Origin of the sequence: Stygiolobus sp. CP859M (assembly GCF_037389975.1) — an archaeon.
Classification (GTDB): Archaea; Thermoproteota; Thermoprotei_A; order Sulfolobales; family Sulfolobaceae; genus Stygiolobus.
On sequence record NZ_JBBHKS010000017.1, the window covers coordinates 1 to 13,010 of the forward strand.

The 13,010-nt window shown below is 39.4% G+C and carries 14 protein-coding genes and 2 pseudogenes; 14 read left to right on the forward strand and 2 right to left on the reverse strand.

Annotated features, from left to right (window positions below):
* The first annotated feature begins 1,134 nt into the window (after nt 1–1,134).
* The 5 genes and pseudogenes from WIW72_RS06945 (at nt 1,135) to WIW72_RS06965 (ending at nt 5,608) form a co-directional block, all read left to right on the forward strand.
* On the forward strand, nt 1,135–2,202 hold the full coding sequence (locus tag WIW72_RS06945; protein ID WP_337698981.1) for a glycosyltransferase family 4 protein: 1,068 nt from the start codon (nt 1,135–1,137) through the stop codon (nt 2,200–2,202).
* A 676-nt stretch (nt 2,203–2,878) separates the two neighbouring features.
* A pseudogene (locus WIW72_RS06950) lies at nt 2,879–3,565 on the forward strand (IS6 family transposase).
* Nucleotides 3,566–3,716: 151 nt separating this feature from the next.
* Complete coding sequence (locus tag WIW72_RS06955) at nt 3,717–3,875, forward strand: VapB-type antitoxin (RefSeq protein WP_337698983.1); 159 nt, start codon at nt 3,717–3,719, stop codon at nt 3,873–3,875.
* Nucleotides 3,876–3,882: 7 nt separating this feature from the next.
* Nucleotides 3,883–4,173 carry a hypothetical protein gene (locus WIW72_RS06960; RefSeq protein ID WP_337698985.1) on the forward strand — a complete coding sequence of 97 codons (291 nt, stop codon included), beginning with the start codon at nt 3,883–3,885 and terminating at the stop codon, nt 4,171–4,173.
* A 229-nt stretch (nt 4,174–4,402) separates the two neighbouring features.
* Entirely contained in the window at nt 4,403–5,608 is a 1,206-nt protein-coding gene (locus WIW72_RS06965) for a zinc ribbon domain-containing protein (protein WP_337721332.1), read from the forward strand.
* 151 nt (nt 5,609–5,759) lie between these two features.
* On the opposite strand, the gene WIW72_RS06970 is transcribed toward WIW72_RS06965, so the two are convergent.
* Entirely contained in the window at nt 5,760–5,912 is a 153-nt protein-coding gene (locus WIW72_RS06970; protein WP_337721333.1) for a hypothetical protein, read from the reverse strand.
* 244 nt (nt 5,913–6,156) lie between these two features.
* Between WIW72_RS06970 and WIW72_RS06975 the strand changes: the two are divergent.
* The 8 genes and pseudogenes from WIW72_RS06975 to WIW72_RS07010 all read left to right on the forward strand — a co-directional run.
* Nucleotides 6,157–6,594, forward strand: a pseudogene (locus tag WIW72_RS06975) (IS6 family transposase); the annotation flags it as partial.
* An 80-nt stretch (nt 6,595–6,674) separates the two neighbouring features.
* On the forward strand, nt 6,675–7,784 hold the full coding sequence (locus WIW72_RS06980; protein WP_337721334.1) for a transposase: 1,110 nt from the start codon (nt 6,675–6,677) through the stop codon (nt 7,782–7,784).
* Between the two features lie 89 nt (nt 7,785–7,873).
* Complete coding sequence (locus WIW72_RS06985; protein WP_337721341.1) at nt 7,874–8,041, forward strand: SWIM zinc finger family protein; 168 nt, start codon at nt 7,874–7,876, stop codon at nt 8,039–8,041.
* A 35-nt stretch (nt 8,042–8,076) separates the two neighbouring features.
* The gene (locus WIW72_RS06990; RefSeq protein WP_337700464.1) at nt 8,077–8,223 is read left to right on the forward strand and encodes a hypothetical protein; all 147 of its coding nucleotides are present in this window, start codon (nt 8,077–8,079) and stop codon (nt 8,221–8,223) included.
* Nucleotides 8,213–8,398: a hypothetical protein gene (locus WIW72_RS06995; protein ID WP_337700462.1), complete on the forward strand. Its 186-nt coding sequence runs from the start codon at nt 8,213–8,215 to the stop codon at nt 8,396–8,398. The genes WIW72_RS06990 and WIW72_RS06995 overlap by 11 nt, the downstream gene beginning before the upstream one ends.
* A gap of 313 nt (nt 8,399–8,711) precedes the next feature.
* Nucleotides 8,712–9,914, forward strand: a complete 1,203-nt coding sequence (locus WIW72_RS07000; protein WP_337700546.1) for an acyl-CoA dehydrogenase family protein — start codon at nt 8,712–8,714, stop codon at nt 9,912–9,914.
* Nucleotides 9,907–10,155 (forward strand): hypothetical protein, encoded by a 249-nt coding sequence (locus WIW72_RS07005; RefSeq protein ID WP_337700461.1) that lies wholly within the window; start codon nt 9,907–9,909, stop codon nt 10,153–10,155. Before WIW72_RS07000 ends, WIW72_RS07005 begins: the two co-directional genes overlap by 8 nt.
* Nucleotides 10,139–10,954 carry an amidohydrolase family protein gene (locus WIW72_RS07010; RefSeq protein ID WP_443294904.1) on the forward strand — a complete coding sequence of 272 codons (816 nt, stop codon included), beginning with the start codon at nt 10,139–10,141 and terminating at the stop codon, nt 10,952–10,954. Before WIW72_RS07005 ends, WIW72_RS07010 begins: the two co-directional genes overlap by 17 nt.
* A gap of 265 nt (nt 10,955–11,219) precedes the next feature.
* Here WIW72_RS07010 and sepP read toward each other — a convergent pair whose 3' ends face one another.
* Nucleotides 11,220–11,834 (reverse strand): undecaprenyl-diphosphatase SepP, encoded by a 615-nt coding sequence (gene sepP, locus WIW72_RS07015; RefSeq protein ID WP_337700459.1) that lies wholly within the window; start codon nt 11,832–11,834, stop codon nt 11,220–11,222.
* A gap of 326 nt (nt 11,835–12,160) precedes the next feature.
* On the opposite strand from sepP, the gene WIW72_RS07020 reads away from it, so the two are divergent.
* Nucleotides 12,161–12,964, forward strand: coding sequence for an undecaprenyl-diphosphate phosphatase (locus tag WIW72_RS07020; protein WP_337700457.1), 804 nt, complete (start codon nt 12,161–12,163; stop codon nt 12,962–12,964).
* Nucleotides 12,965–13,010 lie beyond the last annotated feature (46 nt).

The window sequence follows — 13,010 nt, forward strand, 5'->3', positions numbered from 1 at the left end:
CTAACTCGATTTGTCCTTTTCCGTTTGACATCTTTTCAGTATGAAGACGTCTAAAATTAAAAACTTCTCGCTAATACCGACTTCTTGGTATTACCTCCCTAAGATTCCCATAACTGCTGATTTATAGCTGGAAATGTGCTCCAACCTCAGAGAGGAAACCCTGAACGCCAGCGGTAAGTAAACGTCTTAATTCTGGGCGGTTGTAAAATTGAAGTAAAAAACTATAGAACGAACAAGTTGTCCTTATGGGTGTAGGTTGTTGTATTCCCTCCCAAGGTTCATAGTTCCCACCATCGATTTATGATTACATTTGGTGGGCAGTCGTGTGGATCAGGGATCCGCTCTCCATTTGAAAAGGGGATTTCATGAATCACGTTTTAGCCCCTAAGAGGAAAGACATATTGTTTAGCCCAACTTGTAATTCCGTTAAACCCTCAATCGACCTGAAGACGAGCGTCGTTAGCATCACTAACAGAATCTCACAAAAGGAAGTATTTAAATACAGGGGAGTCTATCACTTTGGCGAGGCTTTCCGTCCCCTTACCCCCTGTGATAAAGAATTCGTACTACGAAAATGATTTGTTATTAGCCATTATGCATCAATAACTGATGATTTGATGTAGAATGATACTCGTCAATTATGGATAATAATGTTTTTCATTAAAAGATATCATAAATGAGCGATGATTGACTACTTGCTAAATGTATTCTATCTAAATCTAATATATTCTGCTCTTCTATGATTCCTTAAAAATTTTTCATCTCTAATGGGCTTAAATTGAATAGTTCAAATATATACCAGATCTTTACTTTCGGAAATATTAAAAATTTATAACTATAACAGTCTCAATTTTAAAAAATATTTAAGATTAATTATTAACCACTTATAAAATCTGGGAAATTTAAAGAATAGATAGGGAACAGAAATATAATATATACGCGTGAGATGTTAAAAAAAAAATAAAGACACAAGATATTAAATTTATAATCAGTGCTTACGTTCAGTATTTAGAAGTAGTATATAATAGGAAAATTATGGGTTAAGGGGGCCTAAAATCTCGCCAACTATGGCGAGGAGGATGTAGGAGCTTTTATCTTAAATGTTTTATTCACTACAAGTAAATTTATAATCGCATGAGTTTCTTCACCATTGTACTCAGGGTATTGTGGAACGGAGGAGTTGCAAGGATAGCTGTAGAGGAGAGTAGAGTAACCAAGGCTAAACTTTTGGTACTAAGAGAAAGTTTTAATGACTATAACCTAAGTGGTGTCAACATAACATATTTAAGGAGAAAGGGAGAGAAAGGCTTCTTAACTCCTCTTTTCAGGAAAATAACGAAGCTCTATGCTCCACAAAGGGGAGACGAGGCAACAGTAGATCTGGACCTTATCCTGAAATCTGCACGTTTAGTTAAGGGTAAAGCCCTATACCACGATCAATTTGCTGGAATTTCAGGCTACCTCAGAAAACTATTGTACGGTGAAGATTATGCTTTATACTTACATGAAACATCTTTACCTTTAAAGGGGTTGAAGTATTCCCTACCGAGGTCGATGGAGTGGAAGGTCTTAAGAAAGGCTAAAATTGTTATGACCAACTCCAAATGGAATGCAGAGACACTCAAAGAGTTCGGAATCGAATCTGAAGTTCTCTACCCAGGCTGTTATCCTGACGAGAATGTAAACCAAGAAAGGGAAGAGATTGTCCTTGCCGTATCAATGTGGGACGCTGGTAGAAAACCTGAACTTTACGGTGAATTAGCAAGGAAAATTAAGGGAAAAGTTGTAATGGCTGGATCTTGGACTAGAAAAGACACTATGGAAGAGTTTAAAAGAAAATACCCAGAGGTTTTAGTTACCGGTAAGATAAGTGAGAATGAACTGAACTCCCTTTACAAGAGAGCGTCACTATTTATACGCTTCGGTTTTAACGAGAGAGGACCGGGAATGGGGGTTTTAGAAGCATTGGCTCACGGGACACCAGTGATTGTAAATGATGGTTTAGGCGGGAAAGAGTTCGTGAGAAATTACGAAAACGGATTTGTTGTGAGAGATGTGGAGGAAGCCGTTGAAAGAGTAAATGAAGTTTTAAGCGACGAAATGTTAAGAAGGAAGATGATCTATTCAGCTTGGGAAACGGCAAAAGAGTATTCTTGGTATAAACATGGTGAGAGGTTATTAGAACTAATGGAGAAGGTGTAGCTAACTCCTAAAAACCCTATAAGGGCTCTCCCATCATTCTCACCATTGGTTCGGGTTTTTATTTTCAATAATGTGGTCTTACCGTAACCATTAGGAGCTGTGATACCGTAGATTAAATTTTCGTCTAAATTGAAGGTAAAGTCGTTGAAGACTTTAGTCCAGCGTAACTTTTTGAAATTTTCTCCTGATCGTTAACTTCCACTATAAGAACCTCTTATTACACTTTTAAAGTATTTTCTGTTTAACAATGTCAATTTCTATTAAAAATTCTTGTGACATTTGACATTATTTGTGATTCCTTAATATGAACGGTCTTTGCATTTAAACTTCAGAGTTAAAGGTATAGGTTACTATTTCTAATACGAAACATTTTTTCGTTTAAGAAAATTTTACGTACTATTTTCATATATTAAAGCATATATTAAAGTTCAAGGAGATAACTTGAATATTAAGCTTCTTCTTATATTAATTCCTTTTGTTCAAATAAACCAGGATCACCATAATTAACATAAGTAAGTATACTACCAGGGCGTAATAGTATTGGAGAAATAACGATAGGTTTCCTGAGTGTGGACAACAATTTTGTTAATTTAATATAATTTTATTCAACAATCTTTTCTCGTTCTGTAAGAAATAGTTTTCGCGTAATACTATTTAAGGATGAGCACGGGGTTTTATCTTGGTGAGCACATGGGAATCAAGCGGAGAGTTCTCGTGCTCACCGAAATTGTTATTTGAGTATATTAATGTTAAGCCAAGGTTTTACACTAGAGAGCAAGTAGCGCAGGCGTTGGCAGAATACTTGTGTGGTTTGTCCTCTTGGAGGGTTAGTTTACCACATTCTACACTCTTGTACTATTTTAGGAGGTTGGGTTATGTTAGGTATGTTTCTTTGAGTGGGGTTTACACTGTTGATGAGACTAAGGTTTTGAGTGTTAAGGGGGAGTATTACTTGTGTTAGGACTGTTAAGACTAGGGCTGTGCCTTTCTTCATGGTGAGGAGTGCTAGGAGTGGTGTTCACGTGCTAGTAATTTTCACTGCAATGAGGGGCATGGAGGAGTTAGCTAGTAAGCAAGAGGGTGGACGAGGTAGTATACTTGCACGATGGTGCTTCAATATACAATTTCACTTGGCTTAACGTGAATCACAAGAGGGTAACGTTCGGAAAAAGGGACTATGCGGAACAAGGTTTTAGGAGTGTCAAACATAGGCTTTCACTAATGGACAAACACTTCCAACTCTAACGCAAAGACGATCGAGAGGTGGTTCGCAACCTATTTCCTTATCTATAACATCCTTTACTGCCGGGTGTATTTGTTAGATAAGGGGGTGATAATAAATGTAAATATTTCAAATGAGTGAAAATGTAGTCCACACTCTTAACGTAATAAGTTAACAATAATATTCTCTTTTTAAGCGTTATTACTTTACCTCTTAGTGAATCATTTAAAACGCGTTAAGGTATGATTATTTTATGTAAATAAAAATACCTAAAGAACTAAAGGAGAGGATGATGAAGCTCAATGTTAACTGGGATTTTGTTGATTCGAGAGTTTATTGTAAAGATATTGGAGAGATAGAGAGGGAGGAGCACGCAAGGAGGGCTGTGGAGATTCTCAGATTTGTAAACGTCTCGACTGATGGTTTCGCTTTAAGGGAGGTGAGGAGATAAAGAGACAGTGATTGACGGGAGCATTTCATCAGTCTCAGTGCTCAAAGGTACTGGTTGGGAAAAGTTGGTTAATATAGTTCCTAATTCTTTGACCTTGGATATTGCCTACAGAGAAGCGTTGAATGTAATAACTCTTGCAGTAAAAAAGAGAGTTGTGAATGAAGAGGTTGAGCTAAAGCTTTATAAAGCGTTAAATGAACTCATAAATTCTACTAAACTCATTAATTCCTCGAGCTATATTAAGGAAGCCTTTAAGAACTCACTTAAATATAAGATTTCTTTTTATGATTCTCTTTAAATAACCATGTCCGCAGAGAAAAAAGCGAGGCTAGCAACTTAAGATCCTAAGTTAAAGAAGGTTGCGGAAAAAATTGGAATACTCACATTCCCTTAACATCTCCGTTTAAAATTTTGATATAATAGACAATAGAAGGTTATAAATACAATTAATCTTGGTAAACTGAAATTAAAGGTAGTAACAATTCAGTCAAGTTTATTAATGTCCTAAGCTACAAGTTTAGATTGAAATGACTAAGTATTGTCCAAGATGCGGTACGCCAAACCCTGATGATGCATTATTCTGTGCAAAGTGTGGATACCAGTTTCCTCAATCCACAACAACTCCTTCACCCACACCTATTCAGCCAGCACCACAATCACTACCTCCACAACCGATGCCACCAATAACTCAACAGCCAACTCCCTATTATCCTCTACCTCCTTATCCTCAAGGGCCTTCATCACTGGATAAGTTTACTAACTATAACAGAAAATATCTCTCATTAATTGCCGGGATATTCACTGGACTAGAAATACTACTATTCGCAATATTCTTTATGCTATTTTTCATATCACCATTTACTTTCCCAAGGGGAGCTGGACCCTATAGTGGGGTATTTGGAACGTTAGTGGGTGCATCGGCCATCTATTTAATAATTGCAATATTTGTACTTATTATAGGAATTAAAAGGAGCTTTTCTGGGTCTTTCTCCTTCGTTCTAGGGATTTTAGCATTCCTATATTTCCTATTAATTGCAGTGGCCTTATTTATAATACCTCATACATCCTTCGTTTCTGAAGGAGTTGAATTAATAATAGGTAGCGTATTCCTATTAATAGCCGTAATTATGGGGAGATCACAACCTCAAACTAGTACTGTGTATTATCAACCAACTCCTTACACTCCATATCCGGTACAAACCAGTACTCTACCAGTGAGCGGAATTATAGCTTACGTGTTTGGGATAGTTGCAGCAGTTCTCACTTACATAGGACTTGGCGGTGCTACCAGTATCTCTTCATTAAATGGAGTTCCACTAGCTCTAACGGGGGTCTTCTATTTCGGCACGAGTTTAGGGATTGTAGCTGGAATAATAGCACCTATAGGGTTAATGATAGGACTCTTCATGAGTAAATCAAAGTTCGGGAAAAGTATTAGAGACATTATATTGGCCGTAGCATTGTTAATTTTCGGCGTAGGCCAAATGATAGTAGGAGGAAATATATTAAGTAATGGTCTACCAAACACCTCTGGTTTACCGGGAATAATAGCCGGGGCAGTAGATACTGCATATGTTGGAGGAATTTTAGACCTAATAGCCGGGATCTTTGTATTACTAGTCTCTATATTCTTAATAGTGGAAGATACTATGGCAATAACTAGAGAAGCAAGAACAACATATTATCCACCACCTCCATCATCACCCGCTGGTGGTATGCCTCCCTCAACCTAAGTGAGATAAGATTTTTTCGTATAGTTCTTTATTCTTGATTCTTTATAACTTCCTCATTAATCCTCTTTATATTTTCTACAATCATACCCTAGTCTTTAAGTTCAGAAACTCCGAAAGGCGTTTGGACATACACAGTTCCTTTCTTTATGACCTACTTAATCTTACTTAATTGAGAACCTATAGGAACTTCATAAGAAATTTCTTCGGCAACTATTATACCTTCATCTGTGACAGTTAAATTAATCCAAGACTCTTCATAACAAAAACCAATTCCATCTTTTCTTATTTCAAATCTTTTTATCATTAAATAATATGGATTACTAAAAAATAAAAAATTATGGTAAATGAATAAAGGATCAACTTGTTGTAAGAGTTAGTAGTACTCAGAAATTTTCTGTTTTAATAGTTTTCTCACGAATAATTGAGTGTGGACAACAATTTTGTTAATCTAAAATGAATTATTTGAATTGTTTGTGCTTTATAAGGAGAACGTTGATGATAATACTTTTTTAGGGTGAGCACGGGAGGTATTACTTGGAGGTGAGCACATGGAAACTAGATGGAAGGTTCCCGTGCTCACCCAAATTATACTAATTTTAATGGAGTATATTAACCTTAGCCCTAGGTTTTACTCTAGGGAGACCGTAGCCTCTGCATTGGCTAACTACGTTTCCGGGTTATCCCCCTGGAGGACAGTTTTACCCCATTCCACTCTGCTTTACTATCATAGGAGGTTGAGTTATGTTAAGTACGCTGTGCCATTGAGTGGTGTTTACGCTATTGATGAGACTAAGGTGAGGCTAATTAATGGTCAGTACTATTACGTGTGGATTGTTAGGGATGTAAAAACTAAGGGAATACCCTTCTTCATGGTTACTAGCGTTAGGAGTGGAGTACATGTCTTGGCAGTTTTGGCAAGTATGAAGAGGGCTGAGGAAGTGGCAAGGGAAATATTTAAAGTGAGGGTGGATAAGGTAACAGCAGTTATGGGAATCTTAGGGAGGTAATACCAAGAAGTCGGTATTAGCGAGAAGTTTTTAATTTTAGACGTCTTCATACTGAAAAGATGTCAAACGGAAAAGGACAAATCGAGTTAGCTAAGGAGAAGTTGGTCAAGGCGGTCAACCAAGTTCTGGGCGTGATCAGGAGGAACGGGAGGAGCAGGAAGGTCAGGTTAGCACTCGTCTTGATGGTCCTGCTAGGTGGGAGGGCCAGCGTGAGGAATGCTGCTGAGACGTTCGGGTTGGACTACGCGAACCTGCTGGAGGCGTTGGGAGAGCTCCACGACGCGTGGAAGGACTACTTGAAGTTCCTGTCGGGACTGGTGAAGGGTGAGGTGGCAGTAATCATAGACGACACCGTGGACCACAAGGAGTACTCCAGAGGAAAGGACGTGAGCCCCCACGGGAACTACTGGATCTACTGCCACGCCCACCGGAGGTTCGAGAGGGGCGTTCAACTCCTCACGGTCGCCATAGTAGACCTCTCCACGGGCAGGACGTTCATGGTGGGAGCCTTCCCCTACGCCGTGAGGAAGATGTTGGATTTGGGGATGGTCACCGAGTTCAAGACCAAGATCGAGATGGCCAAGGAGATGTTGGACGTGCTCAAGGGGTACTTCCGCGTGTCCAAGGTAGTCTTCGACTCGTGGTACTGGTCAGAGAAGCTCGTGACGGACAACGTGGTGTCTGAGCTCAAGTCCAACCGGAGGCTCCTCAGGGTCGAGTCGGCCCGGGGGACCCTCGAGGAGGTGGAGGGACACCTCCGAGTGGGAGACCTACCCCCCGGCGTCTACTACGCCGACCTGACCCTGAGAGACCGAGTGACTACAGTAAAATTGTTAGTCCAAGAATATAAAGGTGACTCCGGGACACACGTGAAGTACCTCTACACGACCGATCTCTCGCTCAGCGAGGAGGAGATGGAGGAGGCATGGAGGATGAGGTGGGAGATCGAGAAGCTCCACAGGGACGTCAAGGCCCTTGGACTGGAGGACTCTTCGTTCTGGAGGAGAGAGAGGCTTCAGGGTTACCTCACGATCTTCACCATCATGGTCAACGTCGTCAGGGAGCTGATAGGGGAGCTGAACCTGAGGAGCGTGGAGGCGTTCCTCAGGTTCGTTGAACGTTATTTAGGTGGACCGTCGGGGCTGATGAAAATCTTTAAGTTACGTTAAAATCCCATAACTGCTGTTCCGTAGATGTTCGGTCTAGGACTAGAAGAGACGTAACCCATTATAGCTGAATTATTTTAGACCCGTTAAGCCTGAAAGTGGTCAAAGCTAATTGCAGTTGTGAAGCTGGGAGCTTCGGAAAGAAATGCTGGCATTTGAAGACTTTAGAGCAGATGATTAAGAAGGAGCTAAGGGAAAGGATAAAGAAGGCAAGGCATGAAATGATGCAAATAGAGGAAGACATTGCCTCGTGGGGTTGAGAATTATGCAAGTCCAGCTCTAAGGTGATAAGTTATTGGAGCTTTTGGAGGCTTTATACCACATCAACGAGGTTATGAAGATAGCTAAGAGTTACGACCCTAAGGCGTTTGAAATGCTCTCCGAAGCAAAAGAGTCCCTAGTGGACTGCTTGGTCAGTCAGGTGAGACAAAATGGAGAGTGAAACTTTACAGTATCAGAGAAACTTAGAATACTTAATTAAGTTGTTGAGGGTTTACTTTCAACTTGATGAGATTCTCAGTTTTGCAATGGAAGAGTTAGGAGGCGATGAAATAGTAATTGAAATATCAGCAGTTAAGGACAGAGTTAGAAAAGTGATTGAGAGAATGATAAGTTAGAATTTTTCTTATTAAACTGGGGAGTTTATTCTAATTCTCTAACAAGAGAATAAGAAAGGAGCGTTAGTGTTCCCGGAGATGCTACTAACTTGAGAAAGAAGAACGTTGAGATTAAGGAAACAAAGGCTCACGCGTTAGCTTGCAGAACCGCTGAGAACCTGAAGACAAGGTCAGTGATGACTGCAGAGAGATTCGGGCAGAAGATGGTGTAACCTAAATACTACTTTTAATTCAGTTCTCGGTATACATTACAATATAAAAATTTACATCATCTCAAATCAAAAGAGATTAATTTAACCTTGAGAAAAATAGTATTATGTTTCCTTTAAAGTCTTTAGACCAAATTCAAATAGGAATAACAGAAGACCATGAATTACTCAGACAGAGTGTAAGGGAGTTTTCTGAGAAGTTCTTGCTACCTAACGTAGATAAAGGAGAAAAAGAGAAAGATTTCCCAGAAGAAGCTAAAAAACAAGCGGCTGATATGGGACTTTTCGGACTCGACATACCATCAGAATATGGCGGACAAGGAGCTGATTATCTCTCATTACTTGTCACATCTGAGGAGATTTCAAGGATTTGGACTTCTTTCAGCACGTTATTACTAGTCCACTGGATGCTCGGTAGAGCAGTACTAAAATACGGTAGTGAGGAAGTCAAAAGGAAGTATCTGCCTGAGATAGCTAGCGGGAAGAAACTTGGAGGCTTCGCTAACACTGAGCCTGAGGCCGGTTCTGACGTAGCCGGTATAAAATCGGTAGCAAAAAAAGTGAACGACCATTACGTCTTAAACGGTAGGAAAATCTTCATAACTAATGGAGATTTAGCAGATTATCTAATTATCACTGCAAGGACGTCACCACCAGATCCTAAAGCTAGGTGGAAGGGGATTAGCATGTTCCTAGTGGAAAGAGATTGGGGAATAAAAACTATGAGTAGAATCGAAACAACGGGTCTCAGAGCATCCCATACCGCCGAAATCGTTCTTGAGGACGTCAGTGTACCTTCGGAGAACCTGTTAGGAGAAGAAGGAATGGGGTTTAAATATGCAGTAGAGTCCTTTGATTACGCTAGGACTATAGTCTCAGCTCAGGCTGTAGGGATAGCCCAGTCAGCGTTTGAAAAACTCGTCGAGTATTCCTTGCAAAGAAAAGCCTTTGAAAGACCTATAGCAGATTTTCAGATGGTTCAGCAAAAGGTTAGTGAATCGCTTTCAGACCTAATGACTTCAAGACTTCTAACATATTGGGCTGGTACCTTATACCAAAAGGAGATGATGGATGAATATATAGTTGCTGCGTCTTTAGCTAAGTTCCACTCTACAGAAGCTGCAGAGAGGGTAGTTTTAAGGGCGATGACCGCTTTTGGAGGTTACGGCGTAACGGTATCTACGGGTCTCGAAAGACTCCTTCGTGATTTACAAATTCTGAAGACGTATGAAGGGACTAACGATATACAAAGAATTAGTGCTGCCAGGCAATTGTTTTACAGATTTAAGGGTGTAAAGGTTGGTTGATCAACCTTTTTATAGAGACGCCCTAGTGAGGAACTTCATCAGATATTTAATTGAAGAAAACCCAGAACGAATTGAGATAAGTACTGAAATGATAGAAAATCTTTGTTCCATATCTGAAGAAGACTTAAAGAGACTTGTTGACGAGACTTCGGAGTTCATAGTAGCCAAAAACACAAATGAAGTTCAAAAAGATGCTGTAATCAAGAGGATAAGGGAGATGTGTATTGATCAAAGTCATTGACGTCCACGTTCACTATGCGATGTTGAAGTTAGGGACACCACATTACTGTAGAAGACTGACGGAAATGGCAAAAGGTGCGAGGTTTAATATAAGAAATGAGCGTATAGAGATAGAAAAAATAATACTAGTTCCTTCTTATCCTTGTCACACGGAAATATGCGGGGACGCTTTCTACGACGATATTAGGATTATTAAGGAAAACCCAGACCTTTTCGCAACGTGGGGAGAAGTAGACCCTAACTTTTGCGAAGACCCCATAAAGGAGTTAGGGAGACAGTATGATTTAGGTATAGTAGGGATAAAACTTCATCCTGTGCATAAATGGTTTAAGCTTAATGCTTATAGAGAAGAAGAGGGAGGCAATATAAAGTTATTAAGGATCTACGAATTTGCTGAGGATCATGATTTACCGATACTCGTCCACACCGGGACTAGTGTAGGAGAAGGGGCGAGGAACAAATATGGCGACCCGATACTATTGGATGACGTGCTGAAAGACTTTTCCAGAATTACCTTTATAATAGCACACGCGGGTAGACCTATATGGTATCAAACGGCTTTTTACCTAGCTAGAATGTTTAGCAATGCTTATCTAGAGATATCTTCAATACCACCTAAAAACCTTTTGAACGTGTTGCCTAGGTTAATGGAGATAGAAGATAAGGTAATCTACGGTAGCGATTTCCCATCTTATGTTGAACAAGACCTGGCTGAATATGCTGAAGAAGCTTATAGAGTGACAAAAAGCGAAAAAATAATGAGAGACAATGCTTTAAGGTTAATATTTAGAGAGAGATGAATGGAAGAGTAAAGAACGACTGTGTTGTATGAAAACTGATAGATTTATCTAGTTAATTTCAAGAATATTAATATAAAGTAGGGTCGCTTATTTAAAGAATTTGAAAATAATATTGTTGAAGAAACCTATATCACTTAAGGTAGGATTATCAAAATAGTTCCTAAAAAGAATTATTTTATCCGTTTTATTCAGAGTACTCGTCACGTTGTCAAGCTGAGAATTGGATACAAATTCATGAAAATTCAATGAAGCTTAAACCCCCTTATCATTCAACCTTTAGCGCCCTTTCAAAGGGCCTTAATACTCCTCTCTTCTCCATATCAATCGTGAATAGGGCTATCCATCCTCCTAATAGCCATCCTCCTAACACATCCAAGGGCCAATGGACACCTACGTAAACCCTCGAATAGGATACTAGTAAAGCTTCAATTAATAGAGGAACCCATACCCATTTAGGAGCTGTAAAAGCTAAGACTATCGCCCCATCTCCTACAATTAACGCATGGCCTGAGGGGTAGCTGAAATCGTGAGGCTTACTGACTAATAGATAATCGGGGGAAACATAATAAAATGGCCTCAGTTGTGATACTAAATATTTGCTCGCCTCACCGAGAATTATGGCGAGTATAAAGGATCCAGCTAAAGTTATTGCAATTTTTCTAGTCTTCTTGAAAACGAATAGTATTGCTGTTACAGGAATCCAAACGTATTCCCTTCCGTATTTAGATAATAAGACCATTATAGGGTTAAGAAATGAAATTTGGTGATAATTTATCAGTTTAAATACCTCGACGTTTAGAGGGATATTTTGTTCCCCGACTGCTTTTACGTACAATGTAAGGGCTATAAATAAAATAAATAGAGCCCAATATTTTTTCATACGACTATTGAAACTATATTTCCCTATAAAGTTATCCGTATCCTACTTTTTTATATATAAACTATGTACATGAACTTTATTAGATAAGTGAGACCTCTACAGCGTATGAGAAATTATTACATTGTAGTAACCTCAGTTTTACTACCAACTCTGAACTTTAACCACCCCTATTTTGTGTTATTTTTAATACCACTATTGATCTCTGAGACTAACCTAACGTTACCTAAAGTGGTAGGACCCCTATTACTATTATTATCTTTACCTTTTTTACGATATCAACATAACGACACTATCGTTAGAACTCGTTGTTCTAACTGGCGATTAAAATGATCGACGCGATCAAATCCGTAATTTTAGGTATAGTTCAAGGCATTTCCGAATGGTTACCCATAAGTAGTAAAACGCAAGAACTCCTAGCTTCTCACTTCCTCATTGGACTTGCAATAACCGTAGCTTACACCTTCGGTCTCTTCATGGAAATGGGATCTATAGGCTCTGCATCGATCTACTTCAGAAAAGACGTCATGGCTGTTTTTAGGGACAAATTCTTACTTAAATTCCTCGTAATAGTAACCCTAGTAACAGGTATTGTAGGCGTACCGCTTTATGTCATCTCCGATAAGTTATTACAGAATGCTTACAACCCGTCTATACCGATGCTTGTACTAGGGGTTATACTAATACTGGATGGCATCTACATCAAGTTTACGAGAGAGAATATAAAGCCCAGAGAGCTCAGAGAGATGTCTCTAAAACACATGGTAATTATAGGCTTTGCTCAAGGGTTAGCCGCCTTACCGGGGGTAAGCCGATCAGGAATGACGGTATCGACAATGCTTTTATTAGGGATAAAACCTGAGGAAGCGTTCAAGTACTCGTATTTAGCCTATATACCAGCTGCTTTAGGTGCTGTCTTCACCACACTCGTATTCACGAGGCATAACGTCAGTTACGCAGTTCATTACATCGGTATAGAGGGTCTGATATTAGCAGTTGTGACGGCTCTAATAACGGGTATATTGGTGATAGGGATATTAATGAAAGTAGCCAAGACTAGGAAAGTATATCTGATCAACTTCATGCTAGGAGCTATTGCGATTGTAGTAAGCTTAGTAACGTTATTTCTCTAAAATTTTTCGCGCAGTACAAAGTAATTAACCTATTTACGCAAAATAA

Coding starts and splice junctions, on each gene's coding strand:
- WIW72_RS07020 (WP_337700457.1), top strand. CDS start 12,161: ATGATCGACGCGATCAAATCCGTAATTTTAGGTATAGTTCAAGGCATT.
- WIW72_RS06970 (WP_337721333.1), bottom strand. CDS start 5,912: ATGATAAAAAGATTTGAAATAAGAAAAGATGGAATTGGTTTTTGTTAT.
- WIW72_RS06995 (WP_337700462.1), top strand. CDS start 8,213: ATGGAGAGTGAAACTTTACAGTATCAGAGAAACTTAGAATACTTAATT.
- WIW72_RS06955 (WP_337698983.1), top strand. CDS start 3,717: ATGAAGCTCAATGTTAACTGGGATTTTGTTGATTCGAGAGTTTATTGT.
- WIW72_RS06965 (WP_337721332.1), top strand. CDS start 4,403: ATGACTAAGTATTGTCCAAGATGCGGTACGCCAAACCCTGATGATGCA.
- WIW72_RS06945 (WP_337698981.1), top strand. CDS start 1,135: ATGAGTTTCTTCACCATTGTACTCAGGGTATTGTGGAACGGAGGAGTT.
- WIW72_RS06980 (WP_337721334.1), top strand. CDS start 6,675: ATGTCAAACGGAAAAGGACAAATCGAGTTAGCTAAGGAGAAGTTGGTC.
- sepP (WP_337700459.1), bottom strand. CDS start 11,834: ATGAAAAAATATTGGGCTCTATTTATTTTATTTATAGCCCTTACATTG.